Annotated in this window: 14 protein-coding genes; all 14 read right to left on the bottom strand. The window is 70.5% G+C overall.

Annotation, left to right across the window (positions count from 1 at the left end):
* Positions 1-13: 13 nt before the first annotated feature.
* The 14 genes from bchE to bchM all read right to left on the bottom strand — a co-directional run bounded on the left by bchE (position 14) and on the right by bchM (position 14,320).
* Positions 14-1,729, bottom strand: a complete 1,716-nt coding sequence (gene bchE, locus AC2D9U_RS09145; RefSeq protein WP_484748165.1) for a magnesium-protoporphyrin IX monomethyl ester anaerobic oxidative cyclase — start codon at positions 1,727-1,729, stop codon at positions 14-16.
* A gap of 92 nt (positions 1,730-1,821) precedes the next feature.
* Positions 1,822-2,871, bottom strand: coding sequence for a phytoene/squalene synthase family protein (locus AC2D9U_RS09140; protein ID WP_484748164.1), 1,050 nt, complete (start codon positions 2,869-2,871; stop codon positions 1,822-1,824).
* A 79-nt stretch (positions 2,872-2,950) separates the two neighbouring features.
* Complete coding sequence (gene bchO / locus AC2D9U_RS09135; protein WP_484748163.1) at positions 2,951-3,829, bottom strand: alpha/beta fold hydrolase BchO; 879 nt, start codon at positions 3,827-3,829, stop codon at positions 2,951-2,953.
* Between the two features lie 2 nt (positions 3,830-3,831).
* Positions 3,832-5,646 carry a magnesium chelatase subunit D gene (locus tag AC2D9U_RS09130; protein WP_484748162.1) on the bottom strand — a complete coding sequence of 605 codons (1,815 nt, stop codon included), beginning with the start codon at positions 5,644-5,646 and terminating at the stop codon, positions 3,832-3,834.
* Positions 5,643-6,716, bottom strand: coding sequence for a magnesium chelatase ATPase subunit I (gene bchI, locus AC2D9U_RS09125; RefSeq protein WP_484748161.1), 1,074 nt, complete (start codon positions 6,714-6,716; stop codon positions 5,643-5,645). Before bchI ends, AC2D9U_RS09130 begins: the two co-directional genes overlap by 4 nt.
* The gene (gene hemA / locus AC2D9U_RS09120; RefSeq protein ID WP_484748160.1) at positions 6,716-7,927 is read right to left on the bottom strand and encodes a 5-aminolevulinate synthase; all 1,212 of its coding nucleotides are present in this window, start codon (positions 7,925-7,927) and stop codon (positions 6,716-6,718) included. Before hemA ends, bchI begins: the two co-directional genes overlap by 1 nt.
* A 49-nt stretch (positions 7,928-7,976) precedes the next feature.
* Positions 7,977-8,774, bottom strand: coding sequence for a putative photosynthetic complex assembly protein PuhE (gene puhE, locus AC2D9U_RS09115; protein WP_484748159.1), 798 nt, complete (start codon positions 8,772-8,774; stop codon positions 7,977-7,979).
* A gap of 6 nt (positions 8,775-8,780) precedes the next feature.
* A complete protein-coding gene (gene acsF, locus AC2D9U_RS09110; protein WP_484748158.1) occupies positions 8,781-9,899 on the bottom strand; it encodes a magnesium-protoporphyrin IX monomethyl ester (oxidative) cyclase in 1,119 nt (372 codons plus the stop codon).
* The gene (locus AC2D9U_RS09105) at positions 9,887-10,219 is read right to left on the bottom strand and encodes a hypothetical protein (protein WP_484748157.1); all 333 of its coding nucleotides are present in this window, start codon (positions 10,217-10,219) and stop codon (positions 9,887-9,889) included. Before AC2D9U_RS09105 ends, acsF begins: the two co-directional genes overlap by 13 nt.
* Entirely contained in the window at positions 10,216-10,665 is a 450-nt protein-coding gene (puhC, locus tag AC2D9U_RS09100) for a photosynthetic complex assembly protein PuhC (protein WP_484748156.1), read from the bottom strand. Before puhC ends, AC2D9U_RS09105 begins: the two co-directional genes overlap by 4 nt.
* A gap of 24 nt (positions 10,666-10,689) precedes the next feature.
* Entirely contained in the window at positions 10,690-11,370 is a 681-nt protein-coding gene (gene puhB / locus AC2D9U_RS09095) for a photosynthetic complex putative assembly protein PuhB (protein ID WP_484748155.1), read from the bottom strand.
* Complete coding sequence (puhA, locus tag AC2D9U_RS09090; protein ID WP_484748154.1) at positions 11,367-12,143, bottom strand: photosynthetic reaction center subunit H; 777 nt, start codon at positions 12,141-12,143, stop codon at positions 11,367-11,369. Before puhA ends, puhB begins: the two co-directional genes overlap by 4 nt.
* Before the next feature lie 18 nt (positions 12,144-12,161).
* The gene (locus tag AC2D9U_RS09085) at positions 12,162-13,622 is read right to left on the bottom strand and encodes a BCD family MFS transporter (RefSeq protein WP_484748153.1); all 1,461 of its coding nucleotides are present in this window, start codon (positions 13,620-13,622) and stop codon (positions 12,162-12,164) included.
* On the bottom strand, positions 13,619-14,320 hold the full coding sequence (gene bchM / locus AC2D9U_RS09080; RefSeq protein WP_484748152.1) for a magnesium protoporphyrin IX methyltransferase: 702 nt from the start codon (positions 14,318-14,320) through the stop codon (positions 13,619-13,621). Before bchM ends, AC2D9U_RS09085 begins: the two co-directional genes overlap by 4 nt.
* Position 14,321: the final 1 nt, after the last annotated feature.

The following is a 14,321-nucleotide window of genomic DNA, read 5'->3' as shown; positions in this document are numbered from 1 at the left end:
CACGACCCGGCGCTCATGCGCGGGGCGGTGCGTCCACCGCCTCGGGCAGTTGCTGCGTGCCGCCGCCGCAGGCCTTGATGGCGGGCGGGGCCATCGGTTCGAGCGATTCCGCCAGCTGCTCCTTGCCGCCGCCGCAGGCCATCGGCGCCCCGCCTGTGGCCTGTGCATTGGCCGCGGGCAGCTTCGCCTTGGGCCGGTGCATGGTCTTCCACATCGCATTGTGCGGGACCTTCACGGGCTCACGCGCCTCGAGCGTGCGGGTCTCGTCGAAGTGGAAATCGACCTTCTTCTTGGTCTGCGGGCCCCAATAGCCGACCTTGCCGAGGTCGTAGAAGGTGCGCTGCATGCCCGATTTCAGGAAGGCCTTGAGGCAGCCGAGCAGGTAGCCGCGCCGGCGCTTGTCGCGCGTCCAGGGATATTCCAGGAAGGCCTTGCGCATGTAGAAGCGCCGGTAGTTCGCCATGGTGCGATCGAGCAGCGTGGCGCGGTCCATCGCCTCGGGCTTCATGATCGGCGTCACGAAATTGTACTTCGAGAAGTCGAACACCTCGACCTTGTCGCCGAGTTCCTTGAACAGGTCGCTGAAGGGCCAGGGCGTGTACATCGCCCAGTTCGCCATGTCGGGGTTCCAGTCCCGCGCCATCAGATAGGTCTCTTCCAGCGTCTCGACCGTTTCGTTCTCGAGACCCACGATGAACTGCGCCTCACTGACGATGCCCGCCTCGCGCAGCAGCTGGATGGCCTTCTTGTTCTGCGCGACCGTCGTCTCCTTGTTGAAGCGGTCGAGCTTGAGCTGCGCCGCCGCCTCGGTACCGAGCGAGATGTGGACCAGCCCCGCCTTGCGGTAGAAGGGCAGCAGCGCCTCGTCGCGCAGGATGTCGGTGACGCGGGTGTTGATGCCCCATTGCACCTTGTCGGGCAGGCCGCGGTCGATCAGCTCCTGGCAGAATTCCACGAACTTCTTCTTGTGGATGGTCGGTTCCTCATCGGCCAGGATGAAGAAGCCGACCTGGTGCTTCGTCACCAGCTCCTCGATCTCGTCCACCACCTTCTTGGGGTCGCGCACGCGGTAGTCGCGCCAGAACATCCATTGGCTGCAGAAGGAACAGGTGAAGGGGCAGCCGCGCGCCATGTTCGGGATGGCGACGCGCGTGCCGGTCGGGATGTAGGTGTAGCGCGACCATTCCAGGATGCCCCAGTCGGGCTTGATGCGGTCGATGTCCTTGATCGGCGGCGCGGCCTTGGTGGCCACCACCTTGCCATCCTCGAGATAGGCGATGCCCTGCACGCTGCCGCGTTCCTGCATCCAGCGCCCATCCTCGACGCAGCGCACGAGGTCGAGCAGCACCTGCTCGCCCTCCCCGCGCACCACGGCGTCGATCCAGGGCGCCTCGGTCAGCACCTGCGGGTACATGAAGGTGCCGTGGATGCCGCCCAGCACGGTGATCGCCTCGGGGCAGGTTTCCTTGGCCAGCTTCAGCGTGGCCTCGGCCTTGTAGATGGCCGGCGTGATGGCGGTGGTGCCGATGATGTCGGGCTTGAGCCGCGCCATCTCGGCCCGCAACGCGTCATCCTCCATATGCGTCGTCATCGCATCGATGAAGATGATGTCGTTATAGCCATCCGCCCTGAGGTAGCCGGCGAGATAGGCGACCCAGGCCGGCGGCCAGGTGCCCGCGATCTCGGCGCCGCCGCTGTGGTAGTTCGGATGGATCAGCAGAATGCGCACCGGACATCTCCCAAAGCGATGAGGCCTTGGGCCGGATGCTGGCGCGCTTCAACCGCGCGGCGCCTTGATGTGTGTCAAGCCAGCATGACAGATCAGCGTGTCAGGCTGCCATAGCTCTCCTCGCGCGCGAGACGGTCGAACAGCGTCGCGGCGCGGACGATGCGCTCGGGCAGGCGGGCGGGGCCCGGGGCCTCGCGCGGGGCTGGCGCCTGGGCCACGGCCTCGACCAGGAAGGCCGTGGCGGGCAGCGGCGGCGCCGGGCGGCGCGGCTGCGCGGTGGCGACGGCGGAAAGGCTCTGCGCCATCAGCCAGGCCTTGCGCCGCATCGGCACCACGGCGCGGCGCGAGACGCTGTCCAGCCCCTGGCGTTCCAGCGCGCGGCCGATCTCGGCATAGACGCGCCGCGCGGCGGCGATGCCCGCGCGGCAATCCAGCGGCAGCAGCGCGATGCCGCCCTCGGCGCGCCGGTAATGCTGGTCCGCCACGCGCAACAGCCGCGCCACCACGCGGCCCAGCGCGGGGGTGAAATGCGGCGCGGCAAGGAAGGCGTCGGGGTCGATCCCTTCCTCCGCCAGCCAGTCGAGCGGGAGATAGAGCCGCCCCATCCGCGCATCGGTGCCGACATCGCGCGCGATGTTGGTGAGCTGCATGGCCACGCCGAGGTCGCAGGCGCGCGCATGCGCCACCGGGTCGCGCACGCCCATCAGCAGCGTCATCATCGCGCCCACCGTGGCCGCGACGCGCGCCGCATAGGCCTCGAGCGCGCCGATATCGGCATAGCGCCGCCCCTCGCCATCCCAGGCGAAGCCCTCCAGCAGCGCGGCGGGCAGGGCGCGGGGAATGGCGTAGTGCCGCACCACCTGCGCGAAGGCGCGATCGGCCACGAAATCCTGCGGCCGCCCGGCATAGATGTCATCGAGCCGCGCCAGCAGCCGGCGCAGCGGCGCGGGCCCGCCCTCGCCCTCATCGATCTCGTCATCGGCGACGCGGCAGAAGGCGTAGAGCGCGGCGGCAGGCTCGGCGACGCGCCGCGGCAGCAGCATCGCCGCCGCGCGGAAGGATTTCGACCCGCCGGCGAGCATCGCCTGACAGGCCGCGAGGTCCCCGGCATTGGTCACCGGGCCGGAGGCGGAAGTCACCATGCCGCACCTTGGAGCATCACGCCGGAAGGGTAGCCACCCGGCCCCCGCCGTGGCGAGGCCAAAACTGTGTTGCGGCGCATCATGCGGCGGCGGGCTCCGCGCGGATCAGCTCGACCACTCGCTCCGGCTGTTCCTCATGCGCCAGATGGCCGAGCCCCGGCAGGGTGATGATGCGCGCCGATGGCAGGCGCGCGCGCACGCGCTCGGCCTGGGCCGGCGGCACCGCGCGGTCATTGGCGCCGACCACCAGCACGAGGCGCGATTGCAGCCGCGGCAGGTCGCGCAGCAGCGGCAGCAGGTCCCAATGCGCCATCATCGTCAGCGCGGCGGAGACATGGCCGGCATTGCGGAACAGCCGCGCATAGCCATCGATGCCGCGCGCATCGATGCGGCTGCCCGTATCCATCAGCAGCCGTTCCGCCACCGAGCGATCCTGCGCGCGCCAGGCAAACAGGCTCGGCACGAAGGGCAGCCCCACCAGCAGCCGCGCCGCGCGCGTGAAGAAGGCCGCCGCCTTGTCGCCGAGCGGCTGCAAGGCGCCGTTGAGGCTGATGATGCGCGCCGGCGCGATGGCGCCATCCAGCGCCATGCGCAGCAGGATCGCCGCCCCCGCGGAATGACCTGCCGCGAGGACGGGCGAGAGGTTCATCGCGCGCAGCAGCTCGGCCACCGCCCCCGCCATGCCCGGCAAGGAGAGCTTCGCGGCCGGCGGCGCGCTGGTGAAGGCATGGCCAGGCAGGTCGGGCGCGACCACGCGAAAATCCGCCGCGAGCGGCGCCATCATGTCGCGCCAGGAATGCGTGCCCGCGGCGGTGCCGTGCAGCAGCAGCAGCACCGGCGAATCCTCGCGGCCCATCACCTGCACATGCCAGCGCAGCCCGCCCGCGGTGACGAAGCGGCTGGCGGCGCGATTGGGCCAGGACCGGCCATCGGTCTCGAAATCCAGGCGCTCCGCCATGCTCAGGGCGTGTCGCGCGCGGCGGCCACGGCCTCGCTCAAGGCCTGCGAATCCGCCGAGGGCAAGGCGAGGTAGCGCGCGCCCATCGCCTCGGCCAATTGCCGCGCATAGGGCACGGGGCGTGGCGCGGTATCGACCAGCAGGGCGGGCACGCGCGCCAGGCGCAGCGGCATGGCGGCGACCAGCGCATCGGCCTCCGCCTTGGGCCGGCCCGGCTTGCCGTCGCGCCCGATATTGGCGCGGCCATCGGTCAGCAGCACCAGCAGCGGCGAACGGCCGCGCCGCACCGCCTCCTCCGCGAGGCCCGTGGCCGCTTCCAGCCCGAGCGCCAGCGGCGTCGCCCCCCCGCCCGGCAGGCCGGCGAGGCTGCGCTTGGCCCTCACGAGGGAGGAGGTGGGCGGCAGCAGGATCTCCGCCGCCGTGCCGCGGAAGGCGACCACCGCCACCTGGTCGCGGCGGACATAGCAATCGGCCAGCAGCAACTCGACCGCGCCCTTCGCCTCGGCCAGCCGGTTGAGGGCGGAGGAGCCGGAGGCATCGACCACGAAGATCGCCGTGGTCTCGGTGTGCTGCTTGAAGCGCTGCACGCGGATATCGCCGGCGGCGACGCGGATCAGCGGGCCGGGCCTGCCGGCCTGCCGGCGCAGCTTCTGCCAGGGTGCCGCGGCGCGCAGCGTATCGACCAGCGCGAGCCGCGCCGTGCCACGCAACTCGCCGGGCCGCGTGCCGATGGGCCGGCCGCGCTGCCGCGACAGGCGCTGCGCGCCCACGCGCCCGGCCGAGACACCCGCCCGGCGCGCCGCCTCGCGCGTCTGCGCGCCCAGCGCGGCGAGCAGGCCGGCCGGCATGGTGGCGCGGGCGGCGTCCAGGATCATCTCCTGCAGCGCGGCGGGGTCGAGGGGTTGTTCCGGCCTGTCATCGGATTGCTCCGCATTGTCCGGCGGCTGGTCCGGCGGGCTGTCGGCCTGCTGCGCGGGCTCTTCCGGCGCCGAATCGGGTTCGGCCGGCTGATCCTCCGGGGGCGCGGGCAGGCGCGTGGCGCGCGGGCCGAGCACGAGCCGCGCGGCGAGGCCCACATCCTCGGGCAGGATGGCGTCCCGCCCCTGGAAGGCGGCGGCGGCACGGGCGGTGCGCAGCGCGAGCAGCGGCGCGCGCACCGAATCGATGCCGAGCGAGAGGGAAGCGCCGCACAGCGCCGTCACCACCTCCTCCGGCGCCTCGATCCCGGCGAGCAGGTCGCGCGCGGCGCGGATATCCTTGGGATCGGCGGCGCGGGCCGCCAGGCTGCCGCGGCCCTCCAGCGTGAGATGGAAAGCGAGGCGCTCCCGCAGCGCGGCGGGCACCTGTTCCTCGGCGCTCACGCCCTCATCCAGCGCGACCAGGCCGAGCCGCGCGGGCTGGCGCAGCGACAGCCCGTCGCGCTGCACCGCGACCTCCCCGGCGTCGAGCACGGCGGCGAGCCGCGCCGCGGCCCCGGCTTCGATCCGCTCCGCCATGGCGAGCAGCACGATGCCACCATGCGACTCCGCGAGCACGCCGCGCTCCGCCACCGGCCGCCCGGCGGCGAGGGTGGCTGCGAGGTCGAGCCCGCCGAGCAGGCGACTATCCGGCGCGTTCAGCGGCAGGCGACGAAAGGGCGTGCCGGCGGGCAGCGCGCCGCGCAGCAGCGCCAGCCACTGGTCACGCAACAACCCCGGCGCACCGCGCAGCACGGCGCCGCCCAAGCCCGCCGGATCGATCGCCAGCAGCGTGGCGGCCATCACGGCATCCGATGGGGCGGCATCCGGCCCGCCGGCATCGGATGCATCATCGGTCACGGCCCGAAGACCTCCGTGATCGCGCGTTCGACGCGCGTGGTGGCCACGGCCTCATCCAGCGGGTTGCGGCGCAGGCGATGGCGCAAGGCGGGCGGGGCGACGCGACGCAGATGCGCGAGCGTGACCGCGCGATCGCCCTCCAGCGCGGCCAGGGCGCGCGCCGTGCGGATCAGCGTCAGCTCGCCGCGCAGCCCATCCGTGCCGAGCGCCATGCAGAGCTTCGCCGCGGCCTCGAGCATCGCATCCGGCACTGCGACCTTCGGCAGCAGCCGGCGCGCGGCGATGATGCGCCGGCGGATCTGCGTGGCCTCACGCTCCCAGGCCGCGACGAATTTTTCCGGGTTGCGCTCGAAGGCGTCGCGGCGCCGCACGACTTCGACGCGGGTGGCGAGGTCGGTGGGGGTCCGCACCTCGACCGAAAGGCCGAAACGGTCCAGCAATTGCGGCCGCAACTCGCCCTCTTCCGGGTTGCCGCTGCCGATCAGCACGAATTTCGCCGGGTGGCGGATGGAGATGCCCTCGCGCTCCACCACATTCTCACCCGAGGCCGCGACATCGAGCAGCAGGTCCACCAGGTGATCCTCGAGCAGGTTCACTTCATCGATGTAGAGGAAGCCGCGATGCGCGCGGGCGAGCAGCCCGGGCTCGAAGGCCTTCTCGCCATTCGCCAGCGCGCGCTCGATATCCAGCGCACCGGCCACGCGATCTTCCGTGGCACCCAGCGGCAGATCCACGACGGGGACGGGAATCAGCGCCGTCTCGATCGGGCCCTCGCGCGGCGGGAAGGGCCGCTTCGGGTCGGAATTATAGGGGCAGTTCGCCACCACCTCCATCGGCGGCAGCAAAGCGGCCAGGGCGCGCACGGCGGTGGATTTGCCGGTGCCGCGATCGCCGAAGACCAGCACGCCGCCTACCGCCTGATCGACCGCAGCGATCAGGATGGCGAGCTTCATCTCGTCCTGGCCGACGATGGCGGCGAAGGGGAAGACCTGCCGCCCCGGCTTCACCTTCTGCGGCCGCGCCGCCTTCGCCTCACCCGTCATGGCGAAGACCGCGCCCGGCAGATCCATCAGGCCGCGCGTCGCAACTCGAAGCGCGCCCAGATGGCGGCGAGGCTGTCCACAAGATGGTCCATGTCGGCGTCGCTATGCACCGGGCCGGGCGTGATGCGCAGCCGTTCCGTGCCGCGCGGCACCGTGGGGTAGTTGATGGGCTGGACATAGATTCCATGTTCGTCGAGCAGAAGGTCACTGATCTGTTTGCACAGAATCGGATCATAGACCATCACGGGCACGATGTGGCTGTCGTTCGCCAGATGCGGCACGCCCACCGCATCCAGGCGCCGGCGCAGCGTCGCCGCCCGCTCATGCAGCCGCGCGCGCTCCACCTGGCTTTCCATCAGGTGCTCGATGCTCGCCCGCGCGCCCGCGGCCACGGCCGGCGGCAGGGCGGTGGAGAAGATGAAGCCCGAGGCATAGCTGCGCACGAAGTCGCACATGGCGGCCGAGCCGGCGATGTAGCCGCCGATCACGCCGAAGGCCTTGGCCAGCGTGCCCTCGATCACCGTCAGGCGGTGGGAGACGCCGTCCCGGTCGGTCACGCCGCCGCCGCGCGGGCCATAGAGGCCGACGCCATGGACCTCGTCGCAATAGGTCATCGCGCCATATCTGTCGGCGAGGTCGCAGATCGCGGCGATGGGCGCGATGTCGCCATCCATGGAATAGACGCTCTCGAAGGCCACCAGCTTGGGCGCGCCGGGGGCGATCTCCGACAACACGCGCTCCAGATCCGCCATGTCGTTGTGCTTGAACATGCGACGCTCGGCGCGCGAGTGGCGCATGCCCTCGATCATGGAGGCGTGGTTCATCTCATCGGAGACGATGACGCAGCCCGGCATGCGCGCGGCCAGGGTGGAGAGCGAGGCCCAGTTCGACATGTAGCCGGAGTTGAACAGCAGCGCGTCCTCGGTGCCGTGCAGATTCGCCAGCGCCCGCTCCAGCAGCACATGCTCATGGTTGGTGCCGGAGATGTTGCGCGTGCCGCCCGCACCCGCACCATAGCGGTCGAGCGCGGCATGCATGGCGGCCAGCACCTTGGGGTGCTGCCCCATGCCGAGATAGTCGTTGGAGCACCAGACCGTGACCTCGCTGGTGCGGCCGTTGCGGTGTCGGGTGGCTTTCGGGAAGGCGCCGGCCTGGCGTTCGATGTCGGCGAAGACGCGGTAGCGCCCTTCGCGGCGGAGCCCGTCGAGTTGCGTGCGGAAGAAGGATTCGTAGTTCATCTCGGACTCCCCAAACGCCTTGTCCTGCCCTCTCGGCCAGTCCCGATCCTCACGCTCCCGGCAGCGGCCGGGGGGCAGGCGGTGTTGTGGCGCGGGAGGCAAGCCCCCAGCGCCACAGCGCATCCGCCGGCACCGGCATCACCATGAAGACGTGCTCCACCACGCCGAGCGCCACCAGGGCGGCGAGCAGCGTGTAGCCTGTGGCCTCATGCGGCGTCGCATCCGCTGCCATGGCGCGCAGCGTGAGCAGCACGCAGGCGATGCACCCCGCCGCCACCGAGATCGGCAGCAGCGCGTTCATAGGGCGACGACGGAAGAAGCTCTCGAGGTAGCGCAGATGGTCGGGCAGGAAGGCCTCGGCCAGATTGCGCACGCCGAGATAGACGTTGAGCTTGGCGCTCTGGCGCATCACCCAGAAGGCGGTGAAGGTCCAGAAGCCGATACGGTTCGGCGCGCCCCAGGTGGCGAGTGCGATCAGCGCCAGCCCGGCGACGATCGCCAATTCATGCCACAGGATGGCGCCCAGCGCGGCCCGGAAGCGCGCGAGGCCCCGCGCCCCGGGCGGGCATTCCGCCTGGCTCGGGCCGGTGACCAGGCCGGTCAGGAAGGCCATCTCGATCCAGGCCCAGACCAGCACGCCGAAGACGAAGCCGAGATAGGCGCCGCGCGTCGAGGTGTCCCAGGCCGTCGCGTGCAGCCCGACCAGGGCCGCGACCAGCAGCGTGGTCGCCCCCAGCATGGTCCAGCGGAAGGTCTCCCGCCGCAGCCCGTCCAGATACAGGATCACCCCGGTGCTGAACCACCAGAGGAACAGGACGAACAGCGCCGGGATGCCGTGTTCCGCCATGCCGCGCTACCAGGCCGGCGCGAGGCGCGCGTCGTCCGGCAGCGCATGGCGCTTCGGACGCAGCAGATAGAGCCGTGCGAAGGCCGCAGCCGCAGCCGCCGAGAGGCCCAGGTGCTTGACCCGGCCCAGGAAGCCACCCTGCGCCCGTGCCTCGCCCATCGCTTCCGCGATCTTGCGCAGACGCTCGAGCCCGCGGAGGAAGGCAGGGTTGTCGATGTCGAGCGTGGCCGGGAAGACCTGCCGGCAGATCTCCTCGGTGATGCGGAAGACGCGCATGTCGTATTCCGTCGGCGTCATGCCGAGCGCCTTGTGGAATTCCGGCCGCGCATGGTCGCGCACATACATCGTCGCGAAGACCGCAAGCTGGAAGAAGCGCACCCAGTAGACGTTGATGCCCTGCAGCAGATGCGGGTTGGCGCGCATCAGCAGCGCGAAGGCCTCGCCATGGCGGAACTCGTCGTTGCACCAGTTCTCGAACCATTTGAAGATCGGGTGGAAGCGCAGCTCCGGATGCCGCTCGAACTGGCGGAAGATCGTGATGTAGCGCGCATAGCCGATCTTCTCGCTGAGATAGGTCGCGTAGAAGATGAACTTCGGCTGGAAGTAGTGGTACTTCTTCGCCTTGGTCAGGAAGCCGAGATCGACACCCACGCCGACATCCTTCAGCGCGTCGTTGATGAAGCCGGCGTGCCGGCTCTCATCGCGCGCCATGACGCCGAAGATGTCCTTCATGTCCGGGTTGGTCACGCGCTTGCGGATCTCGGCATAGAGCACGCAGCCGCTGAACTCGGCGGTGACGGAGCTCACCAGGAATTCCATCAGCTCCTTCTGCAGCGGCTCGGGCAGCTTCGACATGTCGAACTCGTCGAATTCCGAGGTGCGCGTGAAGTGGCCGCGATTCGGGTCGGCGTGGAACTCGGCCATCATCTCGTCCCACTGCTTGCGCACGGGCTCGATGTTGATGCGGTCCATCGCGTCGAAATCGGTGGTGTAGAAGCGCGGCGAGAGCACGGTCTCGTGCAGCGCCATGCGGGTGGCCACGCCATCCGCGTCCGGGCGCCCGCCAGGCGTGTTGCCCGAGGTGTTGCCCGGGCCGCTCGGGCCCTCCAGGACTAGCGGTTCCATGCCGGCGCCTCCCGTGCCTCGAAGCCGCAATGATAGAGCTCGGTCAGCTCGAAGATCGCCATCCACTGCGTCCAGAAGCGCTGGAAGGCGTTGGCGCGGATCACGGTTGCGTGCGTCTCGAAGACGTAGCGCTCGCCGAACTCCACGCGATCGGGCGTGCCGTGCACGACGACCTGGTCGCCGGGCTTGAGGAACACGCCTTCCGGCACGGCATAGGCATGGAAGCTGTCCGCCGTCCGCTCGATATCCACTGTGACAGGCACCTCGACGGTCTCGCCGCCGCCGAAGACTGCCCGACCCACTCCCCAGTGGTCGTTCATCTCTGATCCTCCGATGGTGATAGAAAGCGCAGGAAGGCCTCGGCATTCGTCTGGCCGAAGGCTGCCATCTCCAGTCTGGTCCCGGTCGCGGGATCCTCAAAGGTCAGCCGCCCGTCGGACCATCCGACGAGCCGAAAGGGCACCTCCGGCCCGATACCGGCAACGTAGCGCGCCCGCGCGAGACCGCGCATCGCGCCGCGCACGAAGCCGCCCTCCGCCGGCGGGATCACGGCGATCTGACTTCCCTGCAGGGCGTCGATCACCACCACCGCACCGTCGCCACGATCGGCGAAGCGGAGCTGCCGTTCCGCCAGCGGCCGCGCCTCGTCGCGCGGAAAGCTGCCGAAGGGTGAGAAGGTGGTCAGCGCCAGGGTGCCGGCGATCAACAGCACGGAGGCAAGCAACGGGCCGCGTACCGAATGGCGTGGCGCAATGACGTGGGCCATGACAGGCTCTCCCCTTCCTGTCCGCTACGCCAGCGCCGCGGCCGGCTGCCGTGCGCCGGAGGGCGCGGCAGCCGTCTCCAGCGGCTGCACCGGCATCTCGGCCTGCGCGGCCAGGGCGCGGGCCAGTACCTGCGCCGCCACATTCACATCCGCCAGGGCGCGTAGGCTGGGCTCCGGCCGGGCCACGCGGAAACTGCGCGTATGCGGCCAGACGGCGAGCCAGGCGACGCGATGCGGCTTCACCAGCGCCACGGTGATGTCGCCCGTGCCGTCGCTATGCCGTTGCACGCCCGCCTTCTCGATCAGCGCGAAGGGCAGGTTGATGGTCATGGGCAACGCAACGCCGACACGCATCACGATGCGGCGGTTGGTGATGGTGTAGAGCGAGGTGCGGGCCGAGAGCACCGCGAAGCCGGCCAGCAGGCCGATCGGCACGGCGCCGACCAGCAGCATGATCGCCCCACCCCAGATGGCATCGGCGAGCGGCAGGCCCTCGGCCGCCATCGCCGTGCCGCGCAGCACGCCGAGCAGGGCGAAATACATCGCCATGCCCCGCAGATGCAGCGCGCGCCGCGCGATGCCGCCCCAGCGCGGGGCGCCCTGCCAGAGGATGGTCTCACCCTCCGGCAGCGCCTCCGGCAATCCAGGCACGGGCTCGTTCTCGTGCTCGTGGACGCCGGGGGGCGTGTGGCGGTGGCCTGTCACAGCAGCGGCTCGCTGCGCGAGGGCGTGGCGAAGAAATGCCCGCCGCCGAAATAGGCCGCGACCTTGTCCTCCTCGAGCAGCGTGATCGTCTCGGCGTTCTTGAGGCCCGGCGCGGCGGCCATCTGCTCGGCGGTGACGGAGACCACGCGCACGCGGCCGCTGGCATTGATGGTGGCGAGGAACATCGGCACCAGGATGCGGCGGCCGCTGCCGGCAAGCTCGACCTCGAGGTAGCGGAACAGCGCCTCGGACTTGTCGACCCAGAGATCGACGCAGGTGCCCGCAATCTTGCCGTCCAGCGTCTCGACCGGCTTGCCGCGCGGATCGGGATCCTCCTCGGCCGTGTCATAACCGGGGGCAGCGCGGAGCGGGATGATCTTCGGCACGTTGTCGTCGAAGGTCATGTCCGGCACATCCGCGCGCTCGGCCCAGGCGGCCGGGCCGATGCCATCCACCATGGCGTTGCCCGTGGGGACGATGGGCGAGCCTGGCTGGTAGTCCACGCCATAGGCCAGGGCGCTGATGTCGCGCTCCGGGCGTTCCTCGCCATGGCCAGGCACGGGATGCGCCAGCAGGAAGTGCTTCTTCGGCGGCGTGGCGGGGAAGCCATGGATCGGCACGCGAAGCTTCTTGCCCCAGCGGTCGGAGACCAGCGGGTAGCCCTCGCGCTTGCCCTCGCGGTGCAGCCACATCACGAGGCCGAAGAAGAAGGCGAAGAAGGCATAGAGTGAGATGGTGACCAGATCCCACATTGGTGTGCCGTTGGCGTACATGCGAACCTCCGATTGGCCCTAGATGCTGGCGTGGCCGGCGATGCCGACCGGGGAAGGGCCGGCGGAACCGGCCCCGGGTTGGGGTCGCAGCACTGGACCACCCGTGCGCTGCACGAGCGGCCCGACCACGGCCAGGGTGAGGAAAAGAAGCGCGATCTCGATCAGGTAGACGCCGATGTAGCCGACCACCGGCTCGGTGAAGCCTTCGCCGAGCGCGCCCGAGGTGGCGAGCGCCGTGACGGAATCGCGCAGCGCGCCGCCGAAGGCGATGGCGACACCCGCGCAGGTCGCCTGCACGGCGCCCCAGACGCCCAGCGCCAGGCCCACCTGCTCCGCCGGGGCAGCGGCCATGCAGGCGGTCAGCGTCGCATGGCCGAACAGCCCCGCGCCGTAGCCGATGAGCATGACGCCGAGCACGAACAGCGCGATCTGGCCCGTCGCGCCCGAGAGCACGATCAGGCTGAAGCCCGCGATGCCGAACAGCGCGCCATGCGCCGCGACCAGATGCGCATCCGTTCCCAGCCGAAGCCGCCGCGCCGCGCGCAGGAAGCCCAGCACCGCCCCGCCCGCCAGCAGCGCGGAGAGCGCCGTGGTGCCGCCCACCGGCAGGCCAAGCACCTGGCCGCCATAGGGTTCCAGCAGCACGTCCTGCATGGCGAAGGCCGCGGCCCCGATCCCGGCGCCGAGCAGCCGGCGATTCCACGGGCCCGTGCGGCGCAGCAGGCGGAAGCTCTCGAGGAAGCCGGGCTCGGCCTCGGCCATCCGCGCGGTGCGCGTGGGGTCGCGCGCCTCCTGCTGCCAGACGGCGACGAAGTTCAGGATCAGCGTCAGCGCCGCCGCGCCCTGCACCACCTGGATCAGCTTGAGCTGGCTGAAATCCGCCAGGATGGCGCCGAAGACCAGCGCCGAAATGACCATGCCGAGGAGCTGCATGGCCGAAAGCATCGCCACCACATTAGGCTGCTGCTCGCGCGGCGAAAGATCGGTGGCGAGCGCAAGGCCCACCGTCTGCACCGTGTGCATGCCCGCACCGACCATGAGGAAGGAGATCGCGGCGGCGAGCTGGCCTGTCCAGGGCTCGGCCCAGGTATCGCCGGAGAGCACCAGCAGCGCGAAGGGCATCATGGCGAGGCCCGAGAACTGGATCGTCGTGCCCAGCCACAGATAGGGCACGCGCCGCCAGCCGAGCAGCGACTTGTAGTTGTCCGACTTGAAGCCGATCAGCGCACGCAGCGGCGCGAAGACCAGTGGCAGCGCCACCATCAGCGCCACCAGCGCGGCCGGCACCTTCAGCTCCACGATCATCACGCGGTTCAGCGTGCCCACCAGCAGCACGGCCGTCATGCCGCAGGAGATCTGGAACAGCGACAGCCGCAGCAGCCGCGACATCGGCAAGGTCTCGGACGTCGCGCTCGCGAAGGGCAGCAAATGCGCGCCCAGCTTCGTCCATTGCCGGATGATGCGGCTATTGAGGCTCATGCGCGTCGCAGCTCCAGCGCATGGGAGGTGTAGAAGCCGCTGCCGATGCGGTGGCTGCGCGTGGCGCGCCATGCGGAAAGCCCGGGCTCAGCCGCCAGCAGCCGGCGCAGCTTCGCCTCCGTCACCGGCACGATGGCGGGGGAGCGATCACCGCGCGGCACCAGCCGCCCCACGGCGAGGAAAGCCAGCAGGAAGGCCGAGCTCGGCGCGAAGGTGAAGACGATGGAGCCACGCGTGCGCGCTGCCAGGCTCGCCACCACGCGGCAGACATCGGCGGGCTTGTAATGGATCAGGCTGTCCATGGCGACGACATGGTCGAACTCGCCCAGTGCCGTGTCATGCATGTCGCCGGCGCGGAACTCGACATGACCCGCCCCGTGCTGACCGGCCGCGCGGTCCTGGGCGATGCCGATCAGCGTCGGCGAGATATCGACCGCCACCACCTGCGCGCCGCGCCGCGCGGCCTCCAGCGCCAGGGCGCCGGTGCCGCAACCAGCATCGAGCACACGCTTGCCGGTGAGATCCGCCGGCAGCCAGGAGAGCAGCGTGCCGCGCATCGCGTCACGCCCGGCGCGCACCGTGGCGCGGATGCCGCTCACCGGGGCGTCGGAGGTCAGGCGCTCCCAGGCCTTGACCGCAGTGCGGTCGAAATAGGTTTCCAGCTCGCCGCGGCGGGTCTGGTAGGTGGTGGTGGGCATC

It is taken from the genome of Roseomonas sp. TF40 (assembly GCF_057219975.1).
The sequence above is the reverse complement of the archived record's forward strand: the minus strand, read 5'-3'. Positions and strand labels throughout refer to the sequence as shown.

What these genes read in the sequence shown, in the direction of transcription:
- AC2D9U_RS09085 (WP_484748153.1), bottom strand. Translation starts at nt 13,622, where the DNA reads ATGAGCCTCAATAGCCGCATCATCCGGCAATGGACGAAGCTGGGCGCG.
- bchM (WP_484748152.1), bottom strand. Translation starts at nt 14,320, where the DNA reads ATGCCCACCACCACCTACCAGACCCGCCGCGGCGAGCTGGAAACCTAT.
- puhA (WP_484748154.1), bottom strand. Translation starts at nt 12,143, where the DNA reads ATGTACGCCAACGGCACACCAATGTGGGATCTGGTCACCATCTCACTC.
- AC2D9U_RS09140 (WP_484748164.1), bottom strand. Translation starts at nt 2,871, where the DNA reads ATGGTGACTTCCGCCTCCGGCCCGGTGACCAATGCCGGGGACCTCGCG.
- AC2D9U_RS09105 (WP_484748157.1), bottom strand. Translation starts at nt 10,219, where the DNA reads ATGAACGACCACTGGGGAGTGGGTCGGGCAGTCTTCGGCGGCGGCGAG.
- bchO (WP_484748163.1), bottom strand. Translation starts at nt 3,829, where the DNA reads ATGGCGGAGCGCCTGGATTTCGAGACCGATGGCCGGTCCTGGCCCAAT.
- hemA (WP_484748160.1), bottom strand. Translation starts at nt 7,927, where the DNA reads ATGAACTACGAATCCTTCTTCCGCACGCAACTCGACGGGCTCCGCCGC.
- acsF (WP_484748158.1), bottom strand. Translation starts at nt 9,899, where the DNA reads ATGGAACCGCTAGTCCTGGAGGGCCCGAGCGGCCCGGGCAACACCTCG.
- puhC (WP_484748156.1), bottom strand. Translation starts at nt 10,665, where the DNA reads ATGGCCCACGTCATTGCGCCACGCCATTCGGTACGCGGCCCGTTGCTT.
- puhE (WP_484748159.1), bottom strand. Translation starts at nt 8,774, where the DNA reads ATGGCGGAACACGGCATCCCGGCGCTGTTCGTCCTGTTCCTCTGGTGG.
- bchI (WP_484748161.1), bottom strand. Translation starts at nt 6,716, where the DNA reads ATGGATCTGCCGGGCGCGGTCTTCGCCATGACGGGTGAGGCGAAGGCG.